Consider the following 19275-nt stretch of genomic DNA (forward strand, 5'->3'; position numbering starts at 1 on the left):
AAGAAGTAAAGTGCTCTCTACTTCTGGATATCGCCCACGCAGAGGTATTTGATCTCCACATAGTCGTCCATGCCGTAGTGGGATCCCTCGCGCCCCAGGCCCGACTGCTTGACGCCGCCGAAGGGCACATGCTCGGTCGCGAGAATGCCGACGTTCACACCCACCATGCCATATTCCAGCGCCTCGCCCACTCGGAAGATGCGGCCCACGTCGCGGCTGTAGAAGTAGCTGGCCAAGCCAAACTCGGTGGCGTTGGCGGCAGCGATGGCTTCCTGCTCGGTCTCGAACCTGAAGACCGGCGCCAGCGGGCCGAAGGTTTCCTCGCGCGCGCACAGCATTCCAGCGGTGGCGTTGGCGAGCACCGTGGGCTCAAAGAACTGGCCCGCGCCCAGTTCCGCCAGGTGCTTTCCGCCCGTTACGACGCTGGCGCCCTTGGCGATGGCGTCGTTCAGGTGGCGCTGTACCTTGTCCACCGCCGCGGGTTCGATCAACGGGCCCTGGTTCACGCCGTCCTCGAAGCCATTGCCGACCTTCGCGGTTTTTACGCGGGCGGCAAACTTGGCGACGAAGGCGTCGTACACCCCCGCCTGCACATAGAAGCGGTTGGTGCACACGCAGGTCTGCCCGGCATTGCGGTATTTGCTGGCAAAGGCGCCTTCCACGGCGGAATCGAGGTCGGCATCGTCGAACACGATGAACGGCGCATTGCCGCCCAGCTCCAGGCTCAGCTTCTTCACCGTGGGCGCGCACTGGGCCATGAGGATGCGCCCGACCTCCGTCGAGCCGGTGAACGACAGGTGGCGCACGACGTCGCTTGCGCACAGCACCTTGCCGATGGCGATGGAGTTCTCCGCATCGGCCGTCAGCACGCTCAGCACGCCGGGGGGAATGCCCGCGCGCAACGCCAGCTCGGCCGCGGCGAGGGCGGTGAGGGGGGTGAGCTCGGCCGGCTTGATGACCACCGGACAGCCCGCCGCGAGCGCCGGCGCCACCTTGCGCGTGATCATCGCCAAGGGGAAGTTCCACGGTGTGATCGCCGCGCACACGCCGATGGGCTGCTTGAGCACCAAAAGGCGGCGGTTGTTGTCGAACTGCGGCAGGGTCTCGCCGTTCACGCGCTTGGCCTCCTCGGCAAACCACTCGACGAAGCTTGCGCCATAGGCCACCTCGCCCTTGGCCTCGGGCAGTGGCTTGCCTTGTTCTGCCGTCATGAGCCGGCCCAGGTCGTCCTGGTGCTGCATGAGCAGATCAAACCACTGGCGCAGGATGGTGCTGCGCTCCTTGGCGGTCTTGGCCTTCCATGCGGGCCATGCTTCGTTGGCGGCGGCGATGGCCAGCTCGGCTTCCTTGGCCCCCAGGTTGGCCACATCGGCCAGCTTCAGGCCGGTGGCCGGGTCGTGCACGGCAAAGCGTGCGCCGCCTGCGAACCACTGGCCTCCCAGCAGGGCGTCGGTCTTGAGCAGGCTCGGATCCTTGAGCAGGGAAAGGGGTGATGTCTTCATGTCCATGGGGTGGCTCCTGGAAGGCCGCGGCGGGCAGGGCAAAGGGGCAGGATAGCGCCGTGCGTGCGCAAGGGTGAAATCTATAATGGCAGGTTGGTCACGACGGGATGCCTTGCGCTGCCATACCCGCCCACGAACCCCATACACACCATGAGCACACCCACTTTCTCCGTTGCAGACATTCGCAAGACCTTCCTGGACTTCTTCGCCGCCAAGGGGCATACCGTGGTGGCGTCCAGTCCGCTGGTGCCGGGCAACGACCCCACGCTGATGTTCACCAACTCGGGCATGGTGCAGTTCAAGGATGTGTTCCTGGGTACGGACAAGCGCCCCTATGTGCGCGCCACATCGGTGCAGACCTGCCTGCGCGCCGGCGGCAAGCACAACGACCTGGAGAACGTGGGCTACACCGCGCGCCACCACACGTTCTTCGAGATGCTGGGCAACTGGAGCTTTGGCGACTACTTCAAGCGCGAGTCGCTCAAGTGGGCCTGGGAGCTGCTGACCGAGGTCTACAAGCTGCCTCCCGAGCGCTTGCTGGCCACGGTCTACGCCGAGGACGACGAGGCCTACGACATCTGGACCAAAGAAATCGGCCTGCCGCCCGAGCGGGTGATCCGCATCGGTGACAACAAGGGCGGCCGCTACAAGAGCGACAACTTCTGGATGATGGCCGACACCGGCCCCTGCGGCCCGTGCTCGGAGATCTTCTACGACCACGGCGAGCACATTGCCGGCGGCCCCCCCGGCAGCCCGGATGAGGACGGCGACCGCTTCATCGAAATCTGGAACAACGTGTTCATGCAGTTCGACATGGACGAGCAAGGCAACGTCAAGCCGCTGCCCGCACCCTGCGTGGACACCGGCATGGGCCTGGAGCGCCTGGCCGCCATCCTGCAGCACGTGCACAGCAACTACGAGATCGACCTGTTCGACGCGCTGATCAAGGCCGCGGCGCGCGAAACAGGCACAAGCGACCTGACCAACCCGTCGCTCAAGGTCATCGCCGACCACATCCGCGCCACCGCCTTCCTGGTCGCCGACGGTGTCATCCCCAGCAACGAGGGCCGCGGCTACGTGCAGCGCCGCATCGTGCGCCGCGCCATTCGCCACGGCTACAAGCTGGGTCGCAAGACGCCGTTCTTCCACAAGCTGGTGCAAGACCTGGTGCAGCAGATGGGCGATGCCTACCCCAAGATCCGCGAGCAACAGGCGCGCATCACGGACGTGCTGCGGGTGGAAGAGGAACGCTTCTTCGAGACCCTGGCGCACGGCATGGAGATTCTGGACAGCGCTTTGGCTGGCGGCGCCAAGACGCTGCCGGGCGACGTGGCGTTCAAGCTGCACGACACCTATGGCTTCCCGCTGGACCTGACGAACGACGTGTGCCGCGAACGGGGCGTCAATGTGGACGAAGCGGGCTTTGCCACCGCCATGGAGCACCAGAAGAGCACTGCCCGCGCCGCAGGCAAGTTCAAGATGGACCGCGCGCTGGAATACACCGGCGCGGCCAACCAGTTCACGGGTTACGAGCAACTGGCCGAAAGTGCCAAGATCGTCGCGCTGTACGTGGACGGCACCAGCACCGCAGCCCTGCACGCGGGCCAGAGCGGCGTGGTGGTGCTGGACCGCACGCCGTTCTATGCCGAAAGCGGCGGCCAGGTGGGCGACCAAGGCACCATCGGCGCTGGCTCGGCGTGCTTCACCGTGGCCGACACGCAGAAAATCAAGGCCGACGTCTACGGCCACCACGGCATCCTGGAAGCCGGCACGCTGAATGTGGGCGACACGGTGCAGGCGCAGGTGGACCTGCAACTGCGCGCGGCCACCATGCGCAACCACTCGGTCACCCACCTCATGCACAAGGCGCTGCGCGAGGTGCTGGGCGACCATGTGCAGCAAAAGGGCAGCCTGGTGAACGCCGAGCGCACGCGCTTTGACTTCGCGCACAACGCGCCGCTGACGGCCGCGCAGATTCGCGAGATCGAACGCCTGGTGAATGCCGAGGTGCTGGCCAATACCGACACCAACGCGCGCCTGATGGACATCGAAAGCGCGCAGAAAACGGGCGCCATGATGCTGTTCGGCGAGAAGTACGGCGAGACCGTGCGTGTGCTGGACATCGGCACCAGCCGCGAGCTGTGCGGCGGCACGCACGTGCGCCGCACGGGCGACATCGGCCTGTTCAAGGTGGTGGCTGAGGGCGGCGTGGCCGCAGGCGTGCGCCGCATCGAGGCGGTGACCGGCGAGAACGCGCTGGCCTACCTGCAGTCGCTGGAGTCCACGGTGGACCAGGCTGCAGCCGCCCTGAAGGCGCCCCCTGCGGAGCTGACCGCCCGCATTGGCGGTGCGCTCGATCAAATCAAGACGCTCGAGAAGGAACTGGCTGCACTCAAGGGCAAGCTGGCTTCCAGCCAGGGCGACGAGCTGGCCGGCCAGGCCGTGGACGTCAAGGGCATCAAGGTGCTGGCGGCCCGGCTGGAAGGCGCGGACGCCAAGACCCTGCGCGAGACCATGGACAAGCTCAAGGACAAGCTCAAGACGGCGGCCATCGTGCTGGCGGCCGTCGATGGCGACAAGGTGCAGCTGGCGGCCGGCGTGACGGCCGACAGCATCGGCCGTGTCAAGGCCGGGGATCTGGTGAACTTCGTGGCGGCCCAGGTGGGTGGCAAAGGCGGCGGCAAACCCGACATGGCCATGGCCGGCGGCACCAACGCGGCGGCGCTGCCGCAGGCGCTGGCAGCCGTGCAGGGCTGGGTGGGCGAGCGCATTTGACGACGGCCTGGGCCCCCAGACGGGGGCCGGGCGCAATTGCGGACATGTTGCACCCGCGTGGGCGGTGGTGGCCTGCGCCGCGGTCGCACCGGACCCAGGGGGCTAGGCAAAAGACGGCAGGCACAGCGCCGTCTGCCGGCAAATGGGCTAGAACAGCTCCACTTCGTCGTGCGCCACCTTGATCTGCAAGGCGCCACTGTTGACCAGATCTTCATAGAAGCAGACCTGGTTGCGTCCATGTTCCTTGGCATAGTAGAGCGCTTGGTCCGCACGCCCCAGGATCTCCACCGGCGAGCCCTGTTGCGTGGCCGCGAAGCCGATGCTCACGGTGATGTGGCCGATCTGCGGGAACACATGCGTCTGCACGGCCGCGCGCAACCGCTCCAGCGCCTGGCGCGCCTGCGCCAGCGTGAGGGAACGCAGCAGCACCACGAACTCCTCCCCGCCGAAGCGGAAGATGCTGTCCTGGCTCTGGAACTGCGTGCGCAGGCGGTTGGCCACCAGGATCAGCACCTCATCGCCATAGAGGTGTCCAAAGCGGTCATTGACCGACTTGAAATGGTCGATGTCGATCACCGCCAGCCATTGGCGCACGGTGTCTTCGCCCTCGCCTGGGCTGGCGGGTGCGCCGGTCTGTCGTGAGAACTGCTCCTCGAAGGTCTTGCGGTTCAGCAGCCCGGTGAGCGCGTCCCGCTCGCTGTAATCCAGCAGGCTCTGGTAGTTTTGGTAGACCAGAAACACGCCCATGATCACGTCGCGCTGGTGCCGCGTGAAGCGGCGGGACTGGGTGATTTCCAGGCACGCCGTGGGGCGCCCGCCCAGCCACATGGGCAGCCAGAGCGTGTGGCGCTGCTCGGAGGCACGCGCGGCGCTCTCGCCCTGGGTGGCGATGCAGTGGGCCAGTTCAGGCTCTTGCGCCAGCGGAATGCGCTGGGGATCTGAAGCAGCGTCGTACTCACTGGAGACTAACTGCCCTTCGTGGCTCCAGCTGCGCGGGCGCAGCATCAGGACTTCGTCCTGCGTGAACAGCTCCAGCGCCCGCACCTGCACGATATGGCCCAGCTTGAGCAGCGTGGACAGCACCGAGACCTCCAGGCGCAAGTGGTCCCGGTGGGCGGTCATTTCGGCCAGGTTCTGGAGGATGGGCTTCATCGGGAAACGGGAATAGACGCTCAGCGGCGCGTGAACACCAGGTCCCACACTCCATGGCCGAGCCGCATGCCGCGGTTCTCGAACTTGGTCAGGGGGCGATAGTCCGGCTGCGGAGCATAGCCCTCGGCGGTGTTGGACAGCAAGGGTTCGGCCGACAACACCTCCAGCATCTGCTCCGCATACGGCTGCCAGTCGGTCGCACAGTGGATGTAGCCCCCCGGCTTCAGGCGTGCCGCCAGCTGCGCCACCAGCGGCGGCTGGATCAGGCGGCGCTTGTTGTGGCGCTTCTTGTGCCAGGGGTCGGGAAAGAAGATATGCACGCCGTCGAGCGATCCGGGCGCCAGCATGTGCTCCAGCACCTCGACGGCGTCGTGCTGCAGGATGCGGATGTTGTGGATGTCCTGCTCGCCGATGCGCTTGAGCAGCGCGCCCACGCCGGGCTCATGCACCTCGCAGCACAGAAAGTTGTCTTGCGGGCGCACGCGCGCGATGTGAGCCGTGGCCTCGCCCATGCCGAAGCCAATCTCCAGCACCAGCGGCGCGCTGCGGCCGAAGGCCGCAGTGGCGTCCAGCAGGGCGGGCGCATAGTCCAGCACGTAGCGCGGGCCCAGCTCTTCCAGCGCCTTGGCCTGGCCGGTGGTGGTGCGGCCGGCGCGGCGCACATAGCTTTTGATGCCCTTGGGATGGGCGACGTCTGCCGGGACGCTGCCTGCGGCACCGGGCATGGGGGGGGCCGCGGGGGCCTGCGGGTCTTGCGAAGAAAGCGTTTGAGTCACAGCGGCGAATTGTAGGTTCCAGGCCATGCCTTGACCCAGAATGCGAGCGCATCGGCGATGCCTGCTATGCCTGTAGGTGACGGCAATCCCAGTACCTGGGCTGCATTTGTCAAAGCCTGCAGCGGCTGGCTGTCGTCGATGGGGGGAGCGCCATGTTGTTTGGAGAGCTTCTCGCCATCCGCCGCACGTACCAGGGGCGTATGCAGGTATTGCGGCGTAGGCACGCCCAATGCGGACTGCAGCAGGATCTGGCGCGGCGTGTTGTCGGCCAGGTCTTCGCCGCGTACCACATGGGTGACGCCCTGGTCGGCGTCGTCGACCACGACCGCAAGCTGGTAGGCCCACAGGCCATCTGCGCGCCGCAGCACGAAGTCGCCCACTTGCCGCGCCACATCCTGAAACTGCGGGCCCAGGCGTCGATCGGTCCAGGAGACGCCGGAATTTGCTATTGAATAAATAGCTGTTTGCGCTTGCTGGATGGGCGCTGGAGGCATTTTTGATTGATACCGCTGGGTATGGAAGCGCCAGGCGCGCGGCGTGCGTCCACCCAGGCCGTGGCGGCAGGTGCCAGGGTAGGGGCGTTCCACATGGCGTTCATGCACCAGGCCCTGCGCCTGCAAGGCGGCTTCGATGTCGCGGCGCGTGCATGCGCATGGGTAGGCCAGGCCGGCGTGGAGCAGCCCATCCAGCGCTTGCTGGTAGCGGGGGCCGCGGGTGGATTGGTACAGCGGCTGCTCGTCGGGCAGCAGGCCGCAGCGGCCCAGCTGCGCCAGAATGCGCTCGTCGGCGCCGGGCACGCAGCGCGGCGGGTCCACGTCTTCGATGCGCACCAGCCAGCGCCCGCCGCGTCCTCCAAGGGCCGCGCGCGCGTCCAGCCAGCTGGCCAGGGCGGCGACGAGCGAGCCCGCGTGCAGCGGGCCGGTCGGGGAGGGGGCAAAGCGGCCGACGTAGCCCGCGGTCGCCGTCATGCAGCGGTGAGCGCGAGCTCCAGGCCCGAGACGAAAGCGTCTTCCAGCCGGTGCCCCAGGCACCAATCCCCGCAAACGCCCAGGCCCAGGGAGGCGTCCCACAGAAAGCTCTGGCCCAAGGGCTTTTGCGTCTGCGCGTGGCGCCAGCGCCGCATCTCGGCATGCGTGGGCGTGGCGCGTATGCCGGTGACTTCGGCAAACGCCTTGATGAGCTTGGCCTGCACGCGGGGGGCCTCGTCGTTCAGGTGCTCCAGCGACCAGGCGGGACTGGCCTGCACCGTCCAGCGCTCGATCTGTGTCCGGCCGGGCTTGCTGGACTCACGGGCCAGCCAGGCAATGCGGTGGTGCGTACTGCGTGCAGCGTTCCACTGCGGGCCAAGCGTGGTCAGCCCGGGGCGCACGGCCTGCGCAAAGGCCAGCATCAAGGTCCAGCAGGGCGCGATGTCCACGCCGGCCAGGGCATCGTCCCACGGCGTGGAAACGCCGGACTGCTGAAGCAGCGCCCGCGACAGCGGTGCGGGCTGGGCCAGTACCACGCCATCGAAACCCGCATACACCTGCGATCCCCCATCCAGCGTCTCGGTGCGCAGCTGCCAGGCCGTGGGCCGCATGGCGTCGCGCTCGATGTGCGTGACGGCCGTGCGCGTGTGCAGGTGGCCTTCGCGCGCCAGTGGTGCCGCCCAGGCCTGGACCAGCGCATCCATGGCGGGGGCCGCCACCCAGTGCGCTTCACCGGGCGGTGGCGCGGCGGTGGCGACGCGCCCGGCGGCGTCCAGCACGCGGATGGTGGTGGCACTCCATGCGCGGCACAGGCCGGAAACGGTGTCCAGCGCCCGCTGAAAGCGTGCGTCGCGTACCGTGAAGTACTGCGCGCCCGAATCAAAACTGCCAAAGGGCGACGCCAGCGCCGCCGTGCGCCCGCCGGGCTGCGGCGCCTTCTCGAAGACGGTGACCATGTGGCCCGCCTGGGCCAGTGTGCGGGCGCAGGCCACGCCGGCCATGCCGGCACCCACCACGGCAAAGCGCCGCGCGGCGCCCAGGGGCGCGACCTGCTGGCCTTGTTTCAGTCGATCGCTGGAGCGGGAGGAAAAGCGGGTCATGGCAGGCCTTCGATGACGTCGGAAATGGGCTGGTGCAGTGCTGGTAATTAGCGCAGCGCTAGTGTTGACTCTACACGCGCCGCGCGGCCCACGCATTCAGAACTGGTGGTGGTTTTCCAGCAGCGCACGGCGTGTGGCGTCACTTTGCAGTTGCGACAGCCACCACTGCAGCGCGCGGCCTGGCGCAGCGTGCCCGGGGCCACCCCATTGGTAGCTCAGACGAACGTTGCGCGCGGGGCGCGCCACCTGCCGCTCGACCAGATGGCCGGCTTCGAGGTACGGACGCACCATGGGCTCGGGCAGAAAGCCCCCGCCCAGGCCGCGCAACTGTGCGTGGATCTTGGCACGCATGTTGTCCACGGTGAGGACGTCCTGCCCCGCGAGGATGCCCATGGTCACGTTGCTGCGCCGTGCCGAGTCGGCCACGGCGATCGCACGGTGTTCGCGCAGCGTGGTGTCGCTGATGGGCTCGGACACCTTGGCCAGTGGGTGATGGGGCGCCACGACGAAGATGAAGCGCACCTCGCCCAGCGGGGCGGATTGCAGCCCGGCGACGTTGGAGGCACCCACGGCCACGCCGATGGCCAGGTCTGCTTGGCCCGACGTCAGCGCTTCGGCTGTGCCGCCGAGGATGCCGTCGCGCCACTTCACACGCGTGGGTGGACCGAGGGCGTAGAACGCCTCCACCAGCTCCAGCATGGTGGTGGGCGAGATGACGCCGTCCACCGACAGCGTGAGCTGCGGCTCCCAGCCCGTGGCCACGCGGCGCACGCGGTTGGCGATGGCGTCCACGTCTTCCAGCAAGCGCTTGCCTTCGCGCAGCAGCTCCATGCCCGCATCGGTGGGCCGTGCGTGGCGGGCGCTGCGGTCGAACAGCAGCACGTCCAGCGCATCCTCGATCTGGCGCACACGGTAGGTCAGTGCGCTGGGCACCACGCCGAGCTGGCGTGCCGCCGCGGCAAAGCTGCCCGTCTCCGCAATGCTCTGCAGCATGGCCAAGTTTTCAGGGGTCAGGGCATCGCGGGTGTTTTGCATGATCGACTGCCTCTTCGTTCAATGAGTTTGAATGATGCCTTCAAGCCCGCTGTCCCTGCAAGGGCGCTGCGCGACCTACAGTTCTCTCCAACGCAACGCATTTCCAGGAGCAACCCCATGCTGACCCTTCGCAAATCGCAAGATCGCGGCCACGCAGACCACGGCTGGCTCAATTCGTACCACAGCTTCTCTTTCGCGGGCTACTACGACCCGCGCCACATGGGCTGGGGCAACCTGCGCGTCATCAACGAGGACCGCATCGCGCCGGGCACGGGCTTCGGCACCCATGGCCACCGCGACATGGAGATCATCAGCTACGTGCTGTCTGGCGAACTGGCGCACCAGGACAGCATGGGCAACGTCAAAGGCATTCCGCCCGGCGACGTGCAGCGCATGAGCGCCGGCACGGGCGTGATGCACAGCGAGTTCAACCACGCCGAGGGCCAGCAGACGCACTTTCTGCAGATCTGGATCGAGCCCAATGTGCGCGGCATCGCGCCGAGCTATGATCAAAAGCGCTTTTCCGATGCCGACAAGCGCGGCCAGTTGCGTCGCGTGGCCTCGCCCGACGGCGCGCAAGGTTCGGTCACGATCCATGCCGACGCCACGCTGTACGCGGGCCTGTTCGACGGTGCTGAGGCGGCGCAACTGCCCATTGCCGCAGGGCGCAAAGCCTACGTTCACCTGATCCGCGGTACGCTGCAGGTCAACGGACAGCATCTGAGCGGGGGCGACGCGGCCCTGCTGGATAACGAAAGCAGCGTGACCCTGTCCGGGGGAAGCGATGCCGAAGTTCTGGTTTTTGATCTCGCCGCGTGAAGTCTGCCCATCCACTTCAACCCTAGGAGTTCCGCCATGTTTGCTACCCTGCAAAACCCTCTGGCCCTGGTGGGCCGCATCCTCATCGCCCTGTTGTTCATCCCTGCGGGGTTCGGCAAGATCAGCGGCTTTGCCGGCACCGTGGGCTACGCCACGTCCGTGGGCATGCCCATGCCCACCGTGGCCGTTGCCGTCGGTCTGTTGATTGAACTACTGGGCGGCCTGGCACTGCTCTTCGGATTCGGTGCACGCATCGCTGCGCTGGCGCTGGCCGTGTTCACGCTGGCGGCCAGTTTCTTCTTCCACGCCTACTGGGCTCTGCCGGCGGACCAGCAGATGATGCAGCAGCTGTTGTTCTTCAAGAACGTTGCCGTGACGGGCGGCCTGCTGGCATTCGCCGCCTTCGGTGCCGGGGCATGGAGCGTGGACGGCGCACGGTTCGGGCGCTGATTGCTATCGAAAAAGAAGCTGCTTGCGCTTGATGGATGGGCCTTGGAGGTCGATATGACCTGCAAGGCCCATCAACTTTTGGAACGCTGCCAACGGCCGTCGATGCGCAGCTCATGCGGCATGAAGCGCGCCTTGTAGTTCATCTTCGGGCTCTGCTCGATCCAGTAACCCAGGTAGACATACGGCAGGCCCAGCGTGCGCGCCTGCTGTACCTGCCACAGCACGTTGTAGGTGCCGTAGCTTGCGCCCGGCTCGGGCTCGTAAAAGGTGTAGACGGCGGAGAGGCCGTCCTCCAGCACGTCCAGGATGGACACCATCTTCAGTGTCCCCGGCTGGCCGTCGGCCCCGGTCTCACGGAACTCCACCAGCCGCGAATTGACCCGGCTTTGCAGCAGGAACTGCGTGTACTGGTCGATGCTGTCCTGGTCCATGCCGCCCCCGGCATGGCGTGCGTTCTGGTAGCGCAGGTATAGCTGGTAATGCTCGGGCAGGTAGCACAGGCGCAGCACCCGCGCCTGCAGGCCGGCGTGGCGCTTCCAGGCACGGCGCTGGCTGCGGTCGGGCTTGAATGGATCAACCACTACGCGCAGCGGGGTGCAGGCCTGGCAGCCGTCGCAGTAGGGGCGATAGGTGAACATGCCGCTGCGCCGAAAGCCCCGCGCCACGAGGCCCGAATACACATCGTTCTGAATCAGGTGACTGGGCGTCGCCACCTGCGAGCGCGCCTGCCGCTCGGGTAGGTAGCTGCACGGGTAGGGTGCCGTGGCGTAGAACTGCAGGCTTTGCAGCGGAAGATCGTTGAGTTGGGTCACGCCGCTGAGGGGTTGGGCAAAAGCTCGGTCCAGTATACGGGCTCGAATTTCCAGGTGCAGGCAGGGTCTTGCCGCGCTCGCGCCACGTGATTCAGAAACTGCGAACGTTCCATCTCCCGGGCGCCCAGCGAGGCCAGATGGCCCGTGTTCTGCTGGCAGTCGATCAACCGGACCCCCTCGCGCCGGCACAGGCATACCAGCGCCGCCAGGGCGATCTTGGAAGCATCGGTCGCGTGCGCGAACATCGATTCGCCAAACACGGCCCGTCCTAGCGCCACGCAATAAAGCCCCCCCACCAGTTGCCCGTTCACCCAGGTTTCCACGCTATGGGCATGGCCAGCAGCATGCAGCGCCTCATACGCGGCAACCATGGAGGGCACGATCCAGGTGCCGGACTGCCCGGCCCGCGGCTTGTTGGCGCAGGCGTGGATCACGGCGGAAAAGTCGCTGTCGATGCGCACCTCGCAACCGGGCGTGGCGCGAAAGCGCTGCAGCACGCGGCGCAGCGAGCGGTGCAGACGGAATTCCTGCACATGCAGCACCATGCGCGGGTCCGGGCTCCACCACAGGATGGGCTGGCCGGTGCTGAACCACGGAAAGACACCCTGGGCATAGGCCTGCACCAGGCGGGGCACCCCCAGCGTGCCGCCCGCGGCCAACAGGCCGGGCGCGGGAGAGTCCGTGCCCCAGGCACCGTCGGTGGGTGGGAAAGGATCGTCGGGTTCCAGCCAGGGAAGCGATGTGGTCATGCAGGCAATCAAGGGCGCGCGTGGAGCGCGATTGTCGCCCGCCCGCGTGCTCAGAACGTGATCAGGACGGAGGACGCGCTGCGCTGGTGTGCGCCATGGAATACCGCCTCGATGTTGTTGCCGTCCGGGTCCAGCGCAAAGGCGGCGTAGTAGCCCGGGTGGTAGGACCGCTCGCCCGGGGCGCCGTTGTCGCGCCCGCCATGCGCCAGCGCCGCGCGGTGGAAGGCATCCACCATCTCGCGGTCTTTCGCCTGGAAGGCGAGGTGGTGCCGCCCCGTGAGGTGGCCATTGGCGGCGGGGCGGCGGTACCCATCCGCAGGCTGCGCAACATCAGCCTCAACCCCAACTTCGGCGGCGAGGTGATGGTGGTCAGCCTGGGCTGCGAGAAGCTGCAGCCCGAGCGCCTCATGCCGCCTGGCGCCATTGCTCTGGTGGACCAGCGTACCCTGCAGGAGGCACCGCTGGACGTGGTGTGTCTGCAGGACGAAGCCCATGTGGGCTTTATGTCCATGGTCGACTCCATCCTGCGCCAGGCCGACGAGCACCTGAAGCGCCTGAACGCACGTCGGCGCGAGACGGTGCCTGCCAGCGAACTGGTGGTGGGCGTGCAGTGCGGCGGCAGCGATGCCTTCAGCGGCGTGACCGCCAACCCGGCCGTGGGCTTTTGCACCGATTTGCTGGTGCGCGCCGGCGCCACGGTGATGTTCAGCGAGGTGACCGAGGTGCGTGACGGCATCGACCAGCTCACCGCGCGCGCGGCCACGCCCGAGGTGGCGCAGGCCCTGATCGACCAGATGGCCTGGTACGACGCCTACCTGGCACGCGGCCGCGTGGACCGCAGTGCCAACACCACGCCGGGCAACAAGAAGGGGGGGCTGTCGAACATCGTCGAGAAGGCCATGGGCTCCATCGTCAAGAGCGGTAGCGCGCCCATCGCCGGCGTAGTGGCTCCGGGCGAAAAGGCGGTGCAAAAAGGATTGCTCTACGCGGCCACCCCCGCCAGCGACTTCATCTGCGGCACGCTGCAACTGGCGGCGGGTATGAACCTGCACGTGTTCACCACGGGGCGCGGCACGCCTTATGGGCTTGCGCAGGTGCCGGTGATCAAGGTGGCCACGCGCAGCGATTTGGCCCGGCGTTGGCACGACCTGATGGATGTGAACGCCGGCCGCATCGCAGACGGGCAGGCCACCATTGAAGACGTGGGCTGGGAGTTGTTCCACCTCATGCTCGACGTGGCCAGCGGCCGCAAAGAGACCTGGGCCGAGCACTGGAAGCTGGCCAACCAGCTCGTGCTGTTCAACCCGGCGCCGGTGACCTGACCTGCTTGTTCGACCCAACCCGGGCACAACCCACAACGGAGATCCCGAAATGCCTCACGAGAAGAATGCGGCGCCCGGCGTTGCCACGCGGCGCCATTTCCTGGCCGGCGCTGTGGCCGCCACGGCCGCAGGTGCTGCCACGGCGCAGAGTTTTGAATTCAAGCCCCAGCAGCGTTACCCCGACCCATCGGTGCAGGTGCTGGACCCGCAGTTCGCCAAGTACCGCATCTACAGCAGCAGCGTGGAGCAGATTGCCACCGGCATGCGTTGGGCCGAAGGGCCCGTGTGGTTCGGGGACGGGCGCTACCTGCTGGTATCCGACATTCCGAACAACCGCATCATGCGCTGGGATGAGGCCACCGGTGCGTGGGGCGTATTCCGCCAGCCCTCCAACTTTTCCAACGGCCTCGCGCGCGACCGCCAGGGCCGGCTGCTGACCTGCGAGCACCTGACGCGCCGTATCACGCGCACCGAGTACGACGGAAGCATCACCGTGCTGGCCGATGGCTACAACGGCAAGCGCTTCAACTCACCCAACGACATCATTTGCAGCAAGGACGGCGCGGTCTGGTTCACCGACCCGCCGTTCGGCATCGCCGGTCATTGGGAGGGCGAAAAGGCCGCGCCAGAGCTGCCGCACGGCGTCTACCGCATCGACCCGGCCGGCGCAAAGGTCAGCCAGGTGCTGGGCGACCTGGCGGGTGCCAATGGCCTGTGCTTTTCGCCCGATGAGAAGGTGCTCTACATCGTCGAGGGCCGCCACCAGCCGCATCGCGTGGTGTGGGCCTACGACGTGGGCCCGGGCGGGCGGCTGTCCGGCAAGCGTCTGCACATCGACGCGGGCGGCCCGGGTGCCCTGGACGGCATCAAGTGCGACGAGTTCGGCAACCTCTGGTGCGGATGGGGCAGCAACGGCGCCGTGGGCGACAACCCGGCGGACCTGGATGGCGTGATGGTCTTCAACCCCGAAGGCAAAGCCATTGGCCACATCCGGCTGCCTGAGCGTTGTGCCAACCTGTGTTTTGGGGGTGCCAAGAACAACCGCCTGTTCATGGCCAGCAGCCATTCGATCTACGCGCTTTACGTGGAGGCGCGCGGCGCTGTCTGAGTGCGAAGGTCCCCGTGGCGGGCGCCCGCCACAGGGCAGGGGCCGCCCCATGAGGCCCAGGTCATCAGGGCCGCAGGGCTCACGGAAGGCTGAGCCAACCGCCCCGTTCGCACGAACGCACCGCATCAACGGCAACAGCCGCCACCCCCGTGGGGGTTGGCGGCTGTTTCGCTTCTGTTTTGATAGCTGCTGGCGCTTGCTGGTCAAAGGCCAGAGGCCAAAAAGGCTTAAAACCTTCTGGCTGAAGCCAGCCCAGCGCTGCGCGGCTACCCTGTGGTGCGCGGCTCAGTCTTGCACGTACCAGGCGTCCTTCAGCTCGCTCACCGTGGCCTCGGCCACCTCGGGCTGTGCAGCCAGCCAGGCCTGCGTGGCTTGGCGGTCGTCCTCGGTGGCGGAGCCGCGCACGAAGGCCGTCACGAAGCCTTCGCGCACCCAGCCGGCGGCCGCCAGATTGCGGGGCACCAGCAGGTCCCGCACGAAGCGGTCCATCAGCGCCTCCTCTTGCTCGGGCGTCAGCTCCTGCTTGACCTTCAGCTCGTACTCGAAGCCGAATTCCTGAAACTCGGCCACGCGCATCTTCTTGCGAAGGCGGCGGCTGCGTTGCTTGTTGGGTGGCAGTGCCATGGTCAGGTTCTCTCAGTTCAGTGAATCAAGGGCGGCATGATGGCAGAACACGCGCCGCGCCCGCCCGTCAAAGCCCCAGCACCTTGGCGACGTAATCCGCATCCTTGTCGCCGCGGCCCGACAGGTTGACCAGGATGTGCTGGTCCTGGGGCAGCGTGGGCGCCACGCGGATGGCCCAGGCCACGGCATGGGCGCTCTCCAGCGCGGGGATGATCCCTTCCACGCGCGACAGCTGCATGAACGCGTCCAGGCATTCCTTGTCGGTCACGGCTTCGTACTGCACGCGGCCAATGTCCTTCAGATAGCTGTGCTGCGGGCCCACGCCGGGGTAGTCCAGGCCCGAGGCAATGCTGTGCACGGCGGCGGGCACGCCCGGCGCATCCTCCAGCACATAGCACTTCATGCCGTGGATCTCACCGGGCTGGCCCATGCTCAGCGTGGCCGCGTGCCGGCCGGGCTTGTCGGTGCCTTCGCCCGAGGGCTCCACGCCCACCAGCTTCACGTCGGTATCGCCCAGGAAGGCGGTGAACATGCCCATGGCATTGCTGCCGCCGCCCACGCAGGCGGTCACGTAGTCGGGCAGGCGGCCGTGTATGGCCTGGAACTGCTCGCGCGCCTCGCGGCCGATGATGCTCTGGAAGTCGCGGACCATCATCGGGAACGGGTGCGGCCCCACCACCGAGCCGATGGCGTACAGGTAGTCGGTGGGGTTGGTCAGGTACTCCTCGAAGGCGCTGTCCACCGCCTCCTTCAGCGTGGCCGCGCCGCGCGTCACCGCCACCAGCTTGCAGCCCAGGATGCGCATCTTGGTGACGTTGGGGTGCTCCTTCTCGATGTCCACCTGGCCCATGTGGATCTCGCACGGAATGCCCACCAGCGCACAGGCCGTGGCCAGCGCCACGCCGTGCTGGCCGGCGCCCGTCTCGGCGATCACCTTCTTCTTGCCCATGAACTTGGCCAGCAGCGCCTCGCCCAGACAGTGGTTGATCTTGTGCGCGCCGGTGTGGTTCAGGTCCTCGCGCTTGAGGTGGATCTGCGCGCCGCCCAGCAGGCCCGACAGGCGCTTGGCATGAAAGATCGGGCTGGGCCGGCCCACGTAATCGGCAAACAGCTGTGCCAGCTCGTCCTGGAAGTCCTTGCGCTGCGTGATCTCGGCATAGGCCGCGGCGATGTCGTCCATGGCGGCTTTCAGGTGCGGCGGCACAAGCTGCCCGCCGTAGGGGCCAAAGAAGCCGGCGGCATCGGGCATGGGGGCGAAGTCGGTGGAGGCTGTCATCGCAGTCAAAGGAGGAGGGTGGGTGAAAGAACTACGGTTTTGATAGCTGCCCGCGCTTTTCAGACGAGCGCTGGGCGGCATTTTCATGCTGAACCATTGCGGGGTGCTTACGGCCCGCCAACGGCAACACGGGGCAATATACGCGCGCGTTGCGCCTCACGGTTCGATACACGCCCCCGGTTGCCGCGCGCCGCCGCGCCGCCACAGAATCGACCATGCACCTGCAACCCTACCAAAGCGTGAATGGCGTGCCCCTCACCGCCACGCGCGGCGACATCATCCGCGCCCACGGCCAGCCACGCAGCGAGTCGCGCAACAACGTCGGCCTGACCGCGCTGGACTATGGCGACGTGGTCTACCGCTTTCAGGACAGTGGCCGCCTGGAAGAGGTGACTGCCCGCGCGGAGGCGCTGCACCTGGGCACCGTGGCCGTGCCGTTCCGTGACCTGGCCGCGTTTGTGCAATCGAGCGATGACCGGGCATTCGACCGCGCCGGGTTTCTGGTCAGCCCGCGGTACGGGATTGCCTTCGTGCCGGAGGAGCCCTGCTGGGTGACGGCGCTCGCGCGGCATTGCGTGGAGGAATGGAAATCGATTGGACGATGTCAATCTAGATGATTGTTTTATAAAGAATTTCGGTATAAAAACTAGAAAAAGGAAAAAATGCCGAAATGCAAGAAATCAGCCCCGCCGTTGCCCGCCAATACATCGACGCCATAGCCGCCTTCGAAGCCTGGGAAGAGGCGCAGCTGGAAGCCACCCAAGTACGCGGCGGCATGTACTGGCACGCGGGCCCGCCATCGGCGCCCGAGGCGCGCTACCTCGTGCGCACCACGCCCACCGGTGCGGAAACCAGCCTGGGCCCCCAAACCCCCGAGAACCAGGCCATCTACGAGCGGTTCATGCAGCGCAAGCGGAACAGCGTGGAGCGCATGGCGGGCTTGAAAGCCGCGCTGGACCAGCACCGGCGCCTGAACCGCGCACTGCGCGTGGGGCGCGTGGAGCCGCTGGTGGTGAGCCTGCTCGCCCGCTTGGCCGACACGCAGCTCAGCCCGCACTTTCGCGTGGTGGGCACGCACGCCCTGTATGCCTATGAGGCCGCAGCCGGCGTGCGCCTGGATGCCGATGCCCTCGCCACGCGGGACATTGACCTGCTGTGGGACACACGCAAACGCATCCAGTTCGCCACCCAGCTCGCGCGGGTGGGCAGCTCCATGCTGGGGGTGCTCAAGAAAGTGGACAGCACCTTCCGCATCCGCAAAAGCCAGCAGTACACCGCGGTGAACAAGGAAGGCTTCGAAGTGGACATCATCCGCCGCGAACGCGTGGAAGACGATCCGCACCCGATCAAGCTGAGCGACGACGAAGACGACTTCTGGGTCGCCCAGGCCCGCCGCGCCAATGTGCTGCTGGACGCGCCAGAGTTTTCTGCCGTGATCGTGGCCACCAACGGCACCATGGCACGCATGACCACCGTGGCGCCGGCCACGTTTGTGGCGTTCAAACGCTGGCTGGCGGCGCAGCGCGACAGAGAGGCGCTGAAGCGGCGGCGTGATGAACTTCAGGCCGATGCGGTTCAGAGACTGATGGATGAATATCTGCCCTGAATGGTGCTTTTAAGGAAATCCTGCAAAACCCCGAACGCAGTCTGCTAGAAGCCAGGAAGTCATGGCATCCTCCCCGCCCATGAAGCAAAGCAGCCTTGACCTGAACCTGAGCACCAAAAAGACCCGCAAGCAAGAACTGCTGATCCAGATGGATTTGGTGGTTCCCTGGGCTGCTCTGGTCGAACTCATTGCGCCCTATTACCCCGAAGGCAAGAACGGCCGCCCACCCTTTGCCCTGGAGACCATGCTGCGCATCCACTGCATGCAGCAGTGGTTCACCCTGTCAGATCTGGCGATGGAAGAGGCCTTCTTTGACACCCCGATCTACCGGGAGTTTGCAAGTCTTGATGCCCATGGGAGGGTGCCTGACGAGAGCACCATCCTGAGGTTTCGTCATCGGCTGGAGAAACACAAGCTGGCCGAGCAGATTCTGGCCACTGTCAACGAGCTTCTGGCAGCCCAGGGCTTGCTGCTCAAGGCAGGCACTGCGGTCGATGCCACACTGATCGCAGCGCCTAGCTCTACCAAGAACAAGGACAGAAAGCGCGATCCAGAGATGCATTCGAGCCAAAAGGGCAACGAATGGCACTTTGGCATGAAGGCCCATATCGGCGTGGATGCGGACTCGGGACTCGTGCATACCGTCATAGGCACCTCGGGTAACGTGGCCGACGTTGTAGAGGGCAACAGCTTGCTGCACGGGCAGGAGACAGACGGGTTTGGTGATGCGGGCTACCAAGGTATCGACAAGCGCCCGGATGCCAAGGAGGCAGTGCGGTGGCACATCGCGATGCGCCCAGGCAAACGCAGAGCGCTGGACAAAGAGAACAACCCCGTTGACGCGCTGATAGACCAAGTGGAGAAGATCAAGGCGAGCATCCGTGCCAAGGTGGAGCATCCCTTCAGGGTGATCAAACGACAGTTTGGATACACCAAGGTGCGCTACCGGGGATTGAAGAAGAACACGTTGCAGCTCAAGACGCTGTTTGCGCTGTCCAATCTTTGGATGGTGCGCCATCAATTGCTGGAGGCGCAGGGATGAGTGCCCCTGAAATCAGGCAAATGGCCGCAAAGGCGGTGCAGATGGCCCGCAAGGGCGTGGAAAGTGGTGCGAAGACCCAGGCTAAACGCCATCCATCGCACTATCTGAAACCGGTGACCTTGTAGCACTTACGCATTCGAGTTATTCAGGGCATCCTTA

The 19275-nt window shown here is 66.2% G+C and carries 19 protein-coding genes and 1 pseudogene; 9 read left to right on the forward strand and 11 right to left on the reverse strand.

The genetic code is table 11. The annotated features are described in order from the left end of the window. Positions 1–17: 17 nt before the first annotated feature. Positions 18–1508: an NAD-dependent succinate-semialdehyde dehydrogenase gene (locus BV908_RS11740; protein ID WP_103738225.1), complete on the reverse strand. Its 1491-nt coding sequence runs from the start codon at positions 1506–1508 to the stop codon at positions 18–20. A 144-nt stretch (positions 1509–1652) separates the two neighbouring features. Between BV908_RS11740 and alaS the strand changes: the two genes are divergently transcribed. Further along, positions 1653–4277: an alanine--tRNA ligase gene (gene alaS, locus BV908_RS11745; RefSeq protein WP_047349548.1), complete on the forward strand. Its 2625-nt coding sequence runs from the start codon at positions 1653–1655 to the stop codon at positions 4275–4277. 147 nt (positions 4278–4424) lie between these two features. Here the strand turns inward: alaS and BV908_RS11750 are convergent, their stop codons facing one another. The 5 genes from BV908_RS11750 to BV908_RS11770 form a co-directional block, all read right to left on the reverse strand. Further along, positions 4425–5429 (reverse strand): GGDEF domain-containing protein, encoded by a 1005-nt coding sequence (locus tag BV908_RS11750; protein WP_103738226.1) that lies wholly within the window; start codon positions 5427–5429, stop codon positions 4425–4427. A 20-nt stretch (positions 5430–5449) separates the two neighbouring features. Then, positions 5450–6232, reverse strand: coding sequence for a tRNA (guanosine(46)-N7)-methyltransferase TrmB (gene trmB, locus BV908_RS11755; RefSeq protein WP_210434019.1), 783 nt, complete (start codon positions 6230–6232; stop codon positions 5450–5452). Then, the gene (gene gluQRS, locus BV908_RS11760) at positions 6202–7173 is read right to left on the reverse strand and encodes a tRNA glutamyl-Q(34) synthetase GluQRS (RefSeq protein ID WP_103738227.1); all 972 of its coding nucleotides are present in this window, start codon (positions 7171–7173) and stop codon (positions 6202–6204) included. Before gluQRS ends, trmB begins: the two co-directional genes overlap by 31 nt. Further along, a complete protein-coding gene (locus BV908_RS11765) occupies positions 7170–8273 on the reverse strand; it encodes an FAD-dependent oxidoreductase (protein WP_088886793.1) in 1104 nt (367 codons plus the stop codon). Before BV908_RS11765 ends, gluQRS begins: the two co-directional genes overlap by 4 nt. A 96-nt stretch (positions 8274–8369) precedes the next feature. Then, complete coding sequence (locus tag BV908_RS11770; RefSeq protein WP_103738228.1) at positions 8370–9308, reverse strand: LysR family transcriptional regulator; 939 nt, start codon at positions 9306–9308, stop codon at positions 8370–8372. A 117-nt stretch (positions 9309–9425) separates the two neighbouring features. Here BV908_RS11770 and BV908_RS11775 point away from each other — a divergent pair, with 117 nt between their 5' ends. Both BV908_RS11775 and BV908_RS11780 read left to right on the forward strand, forming a co-directional pair. Then, positions 9426–10127, forward strand: coding sequence for a pirin family protein (locus BV908_RS11775; RefSeq protein ID WP_103738229.1), 702 nt, complete (start codon positions 9426–9428; stop codon positions 10125–10127). A 36-nt stretch (positions 10128–10163) separates the two neighbouring features. Then, complete coding sequence (locus BV908_RS11780; RefSeq protein ID WP_011805230.1) at positions 10164–10577, forward strand: DoxX family protein; 414 nt, start codon at positions 10164–10166, stop codon at positions 10575–10577. 71 nt (positions 10578–10648) lie between these two features. On the opposite strand, the gene BV908_RS11785 is transcribed toward BV908_RS11780, so the two are convergent. From BV908_RS11785 to BV908_RS22630, 3 genes are read right to left on the reverse strand one after another with little or no spacing between them, the layout of a single operon-like run. Continuing rightward, positions 10649–11389 carry an arginyltransferase gene (locus tag BV908_RS11785; RefSeq protein ID WP_011805231.1) on the reverse strand — a complete coding sequence of 247 codons (741 nt, stop codon included), beginning with the start codon at positions 11387–11389 and terminating at the stop codon, positions 10649–10651. Further along, on the reverse strand, positions 11386–12138 hold the full coding sequence (aat, locus tag BV908_RS11790) for a leucyl/phenylalanyl-tRNA--protein transferase (protein ID WP_041835987.1): 753 nt from the start codon (positions 12136–12138) through the stop codon (positions 11386–11388). Before aat ends, BV908_RS11785 begins: the two co-directional genes overlap by 4 nt. 50 nt (positions 12139–12188) lie before the next feature. After that, complete coding sequence (locus tag BV908_RS22630) at positions 12189–12533, reverse strand: VOC family protein (protein ID WP_246867496.1); 345 nt, start codon at positions 12531–12533, stop codon at positions 12189–12191. On the opposite strand from BV908_RS22630, the pseudogene BV908_RS11800 reads away from it, so the two are divergent. Both BV908_RS11800 and BV908_RS11805 read left to right on the forward strand, forming a co-directional pair. After that, a pseudogene (locus BV908_RS11800) lies at positions 12444–13460 on the forward strand (UxaA family hydrolase); the annotation flags it as partial. The gene BV908_RS22630 and the pseudogene BV908_RS11800 sit on opposite strands and share 90 nt — an antisense overlap. A 49-nt stretch (positions 13461–13509) precedes the next feature. After that, the gene (locus BV908_RS11805; protein ID WP_103738230.1) at positions 13510–14568 is read left to right on the forward strand and encodes an SMP-30/gluconolactonase/LRE family protein; all 1059 of its coding nucleotides are present in this window, start codon (positions 13510–13512) and stop codon (positions 14566–14568) included. 285 nt (positions 14569–14853) lie between these two features. Here BV908_RS11805 and BV908_RS11810 read toward each other — a convergent pair whose 3' ends face one another. Then, entirely contained in the window at positions 14854–15192 is a 339-nt protein-coding gene (locus tag BV908_RS11810; RefSeq protein ID WP_011805244.1) for a YggL family protein, read from the reverse strand. Positions 15193–15259: 67 nt separating this feature from the next. Next, positions 15260–16468 carry a tryptophan synthase subunit beta gene (gene trpB, locus BV908_RS11815; protein ID WP_103738231.1) on the reverse strand — a complete coding sequence of 403 codons (1209 nt, stop codon included), beginning with the start codon at positions 16466–16468 and terminating at the stop codon, positions 15260–15262. A gap of 215 nt (positions 16469–16683) precedes the next feature. On the opposite strand from trpB, the gene BV908_RS11820 reads away from it, so the two are divergent. The 4 genes from BV908_RS11820 to BV908_RS22905 all read left to right on the forward strand — a co-directional run bounded on the left by BV908_RS11820 (position 16684) and on the right by BV908_RS22905 (position 19241). Next, positions 16684–17085: a hypothetical protein gene (locus BV908_RS11820; protein ID WP_103738232.1), complete on the forward strand. Its 402-nt coding sequence runs from the start codon at positions 16684–16686 to the stop codon at positions 17083–17085. 53 nt (positions 17086–17138) lie between these two features. Then, on the forward strand, positions 17139–18074 hold the full coding sequence (locus BV908_RS11825) for a GSU2403 family nucleotidyltransferase fold protein (RefSeq protein ID WP_103738233.1): 936 nt from the start codon (positions 17139–17141) through the stop codon (positions 18072–18074). Between the two features lie 79 nt (positions 18075–18153). Next, the gene (locus tag BV908_RS11830; RefSeq protein WP_103737652.1) at positions 18154–19116 is read left to right on the forward strand and encodes an IS5 family transposase; all 963 of its coding nucleotides are present in this window, start codon (positions 18154–18156) and stop codon (positions 19114–19116) included. Beyond that, the gene (locus BV908_RS22905) at positions 19113–19241 is read left to right on the forward strand and encodes a hypothetical protein (RefSeq protein ID WP_255352815.1); all 129 of its coding nucleotides are present in this window, start codon (positions 19113–19115) and stop codon (positions 19239–19241) included. The genes BV908_RS11830 and BV908_RS22905 overlap by 4 nt, the downstream gene beginning before the upstream one ends. Positions 19242–19275 lie beyond the last annotated feature (34 nt).

The organism is Diaphorobacter sp. LR2014-1, assembly GCF_002916785.1.
GTDB lineage: Bacteria > Pseudomonadota > Gammaproteobacteria > Burkholderiales > Burkholderiaceae_C > Diaphorobacter > Diaphorobacter nitroreducens.

What these genes read in the sequence shown, in the direction of transcription:
- BV908_RS11770 (WP_103738228.1), bottom strand. Translation starts at nt 9,308, where the DNA reads ATGCAAAACACCCGCGATGCCCTGACCCCTGAAAACTTGGCCATGCTG.
- alaS (WP_047349548.1), top strand. Translation starts at nt 1,653, where the DNA reads ATGAGCACACCCACTTTCTCCGTTGCAGACATTCGCAAGACCTTCCTG.
- BV908_RS11780 (WP_011805230.1), top strand. Translation starts at nt 10,164, where the DNA reads ATGTTTGCTACCCTGCAAAACCCTCTGGCCCTGGTGGGCCGCATCCTC.
- BV908_RS11820 (WP_103738232.1), top strand. Translation starts at nt 16,684, where the DNA reads ATGCACCTGCAACCCTACCAAAGCGTGAATGGCGTGCCCCTCACCGCC.
- trpB (WP_103738231.1), bottom strand. Translation starts at nt 16,468, where the DNA reads ATGACAGCCTCCACCGACTTCGCCCCCATGCCCGATGCCGCCGGCTTC.
- trmB (WP_210434019.1), bottom strand. Translation starts at nt 6,232, where the DNA reads ATGGCCTGGAACCTACAATTCGCCGCTGTGACTCAAACGCTTTCTTCG.
- BV908_RS11765 (WP_088886793.1), bottom strand. Translation starts at nt 8,273, where the DNA reads ATGACCCGCTTTTCCTCCCGCTCCAGCGATCGACTGAAACAAGGCCAG.
- BV908_RS11750 (WP_103738226.1), bottom strand. Translation starts at nt 5,429, where the DNA reads ATGAAGCCCATCCTCCAGAACCTGGCCGAAATGACCGCCCACCGGGAC.
- BV908_RS11810 (WP_011805244.1), bottom strand. Translation starts at nt 15,192, where the DNA reads ATGGCACTGCCACCCAACAAGCAACGCAGCCGCCGCCTTCGCAAGAAG.
- BV908_RS11775 (WP_103738229.1), top strand. Translation starts at nt 9,426, where the DNA reads ATGCTGACCCTTCGCAAATCGCAAGATCGCGGCCACGCAGACCACGGC.
- BV908_RS11825 (WP_103738233.1), top strand. Translation starts at nt 17,139, where the DNA reads ATGCAAGAAATCAGCCCCGCCGTTGCCCGCCAATACATCGACGCCATA.
- BV908_RS11740 (WP_103738225.1), bottom strand. Translation starts at nt 1,508, where the DNA reads ATGGACATGAAGACATCACCCCTTTCCCTGCTCAAGGATCCGAGCCTG.
- gluQRS (WP_103738227.1), bottom strand. Translation starts at nt 7,173, where the DNA reads ATGACGGCGACCGCGGGCTACGTCGGCCGCTTTGCCCCCTCCCCGACC.
- BV908_RS11830 (WP_103737652.1), top strand. Translation starts at nt 18,154, where the DNA reads ATGAAGCAAAGCAGCCTTGACCTGAACCTGAGCACCAAAAAGACCCGC.
- aat (WP_041835987.1), bottom strand. Translation starts at nt 12,138, where the DNA reads ATGACCACATCGCTTCCCTGGCTGGAACCCGACGATCCTTTCCCACCC.
- BV908_RS22905 (WP_255352815.1), top strand. Translation starts at nt 19,113, where the DNA reads ATGAGTGCCCCTGAAATCAGGCAAATGGCCGCAAAGGCGGTGCAGATG.
- BV908_RS11805 (WP_103738230.1), top strand. Translation starts at nt 13,510, where the DNA reads ATGCCTCACGAGAAGAATGCGGCGCCCGGCGTTGCCACGCGGCGCCAT.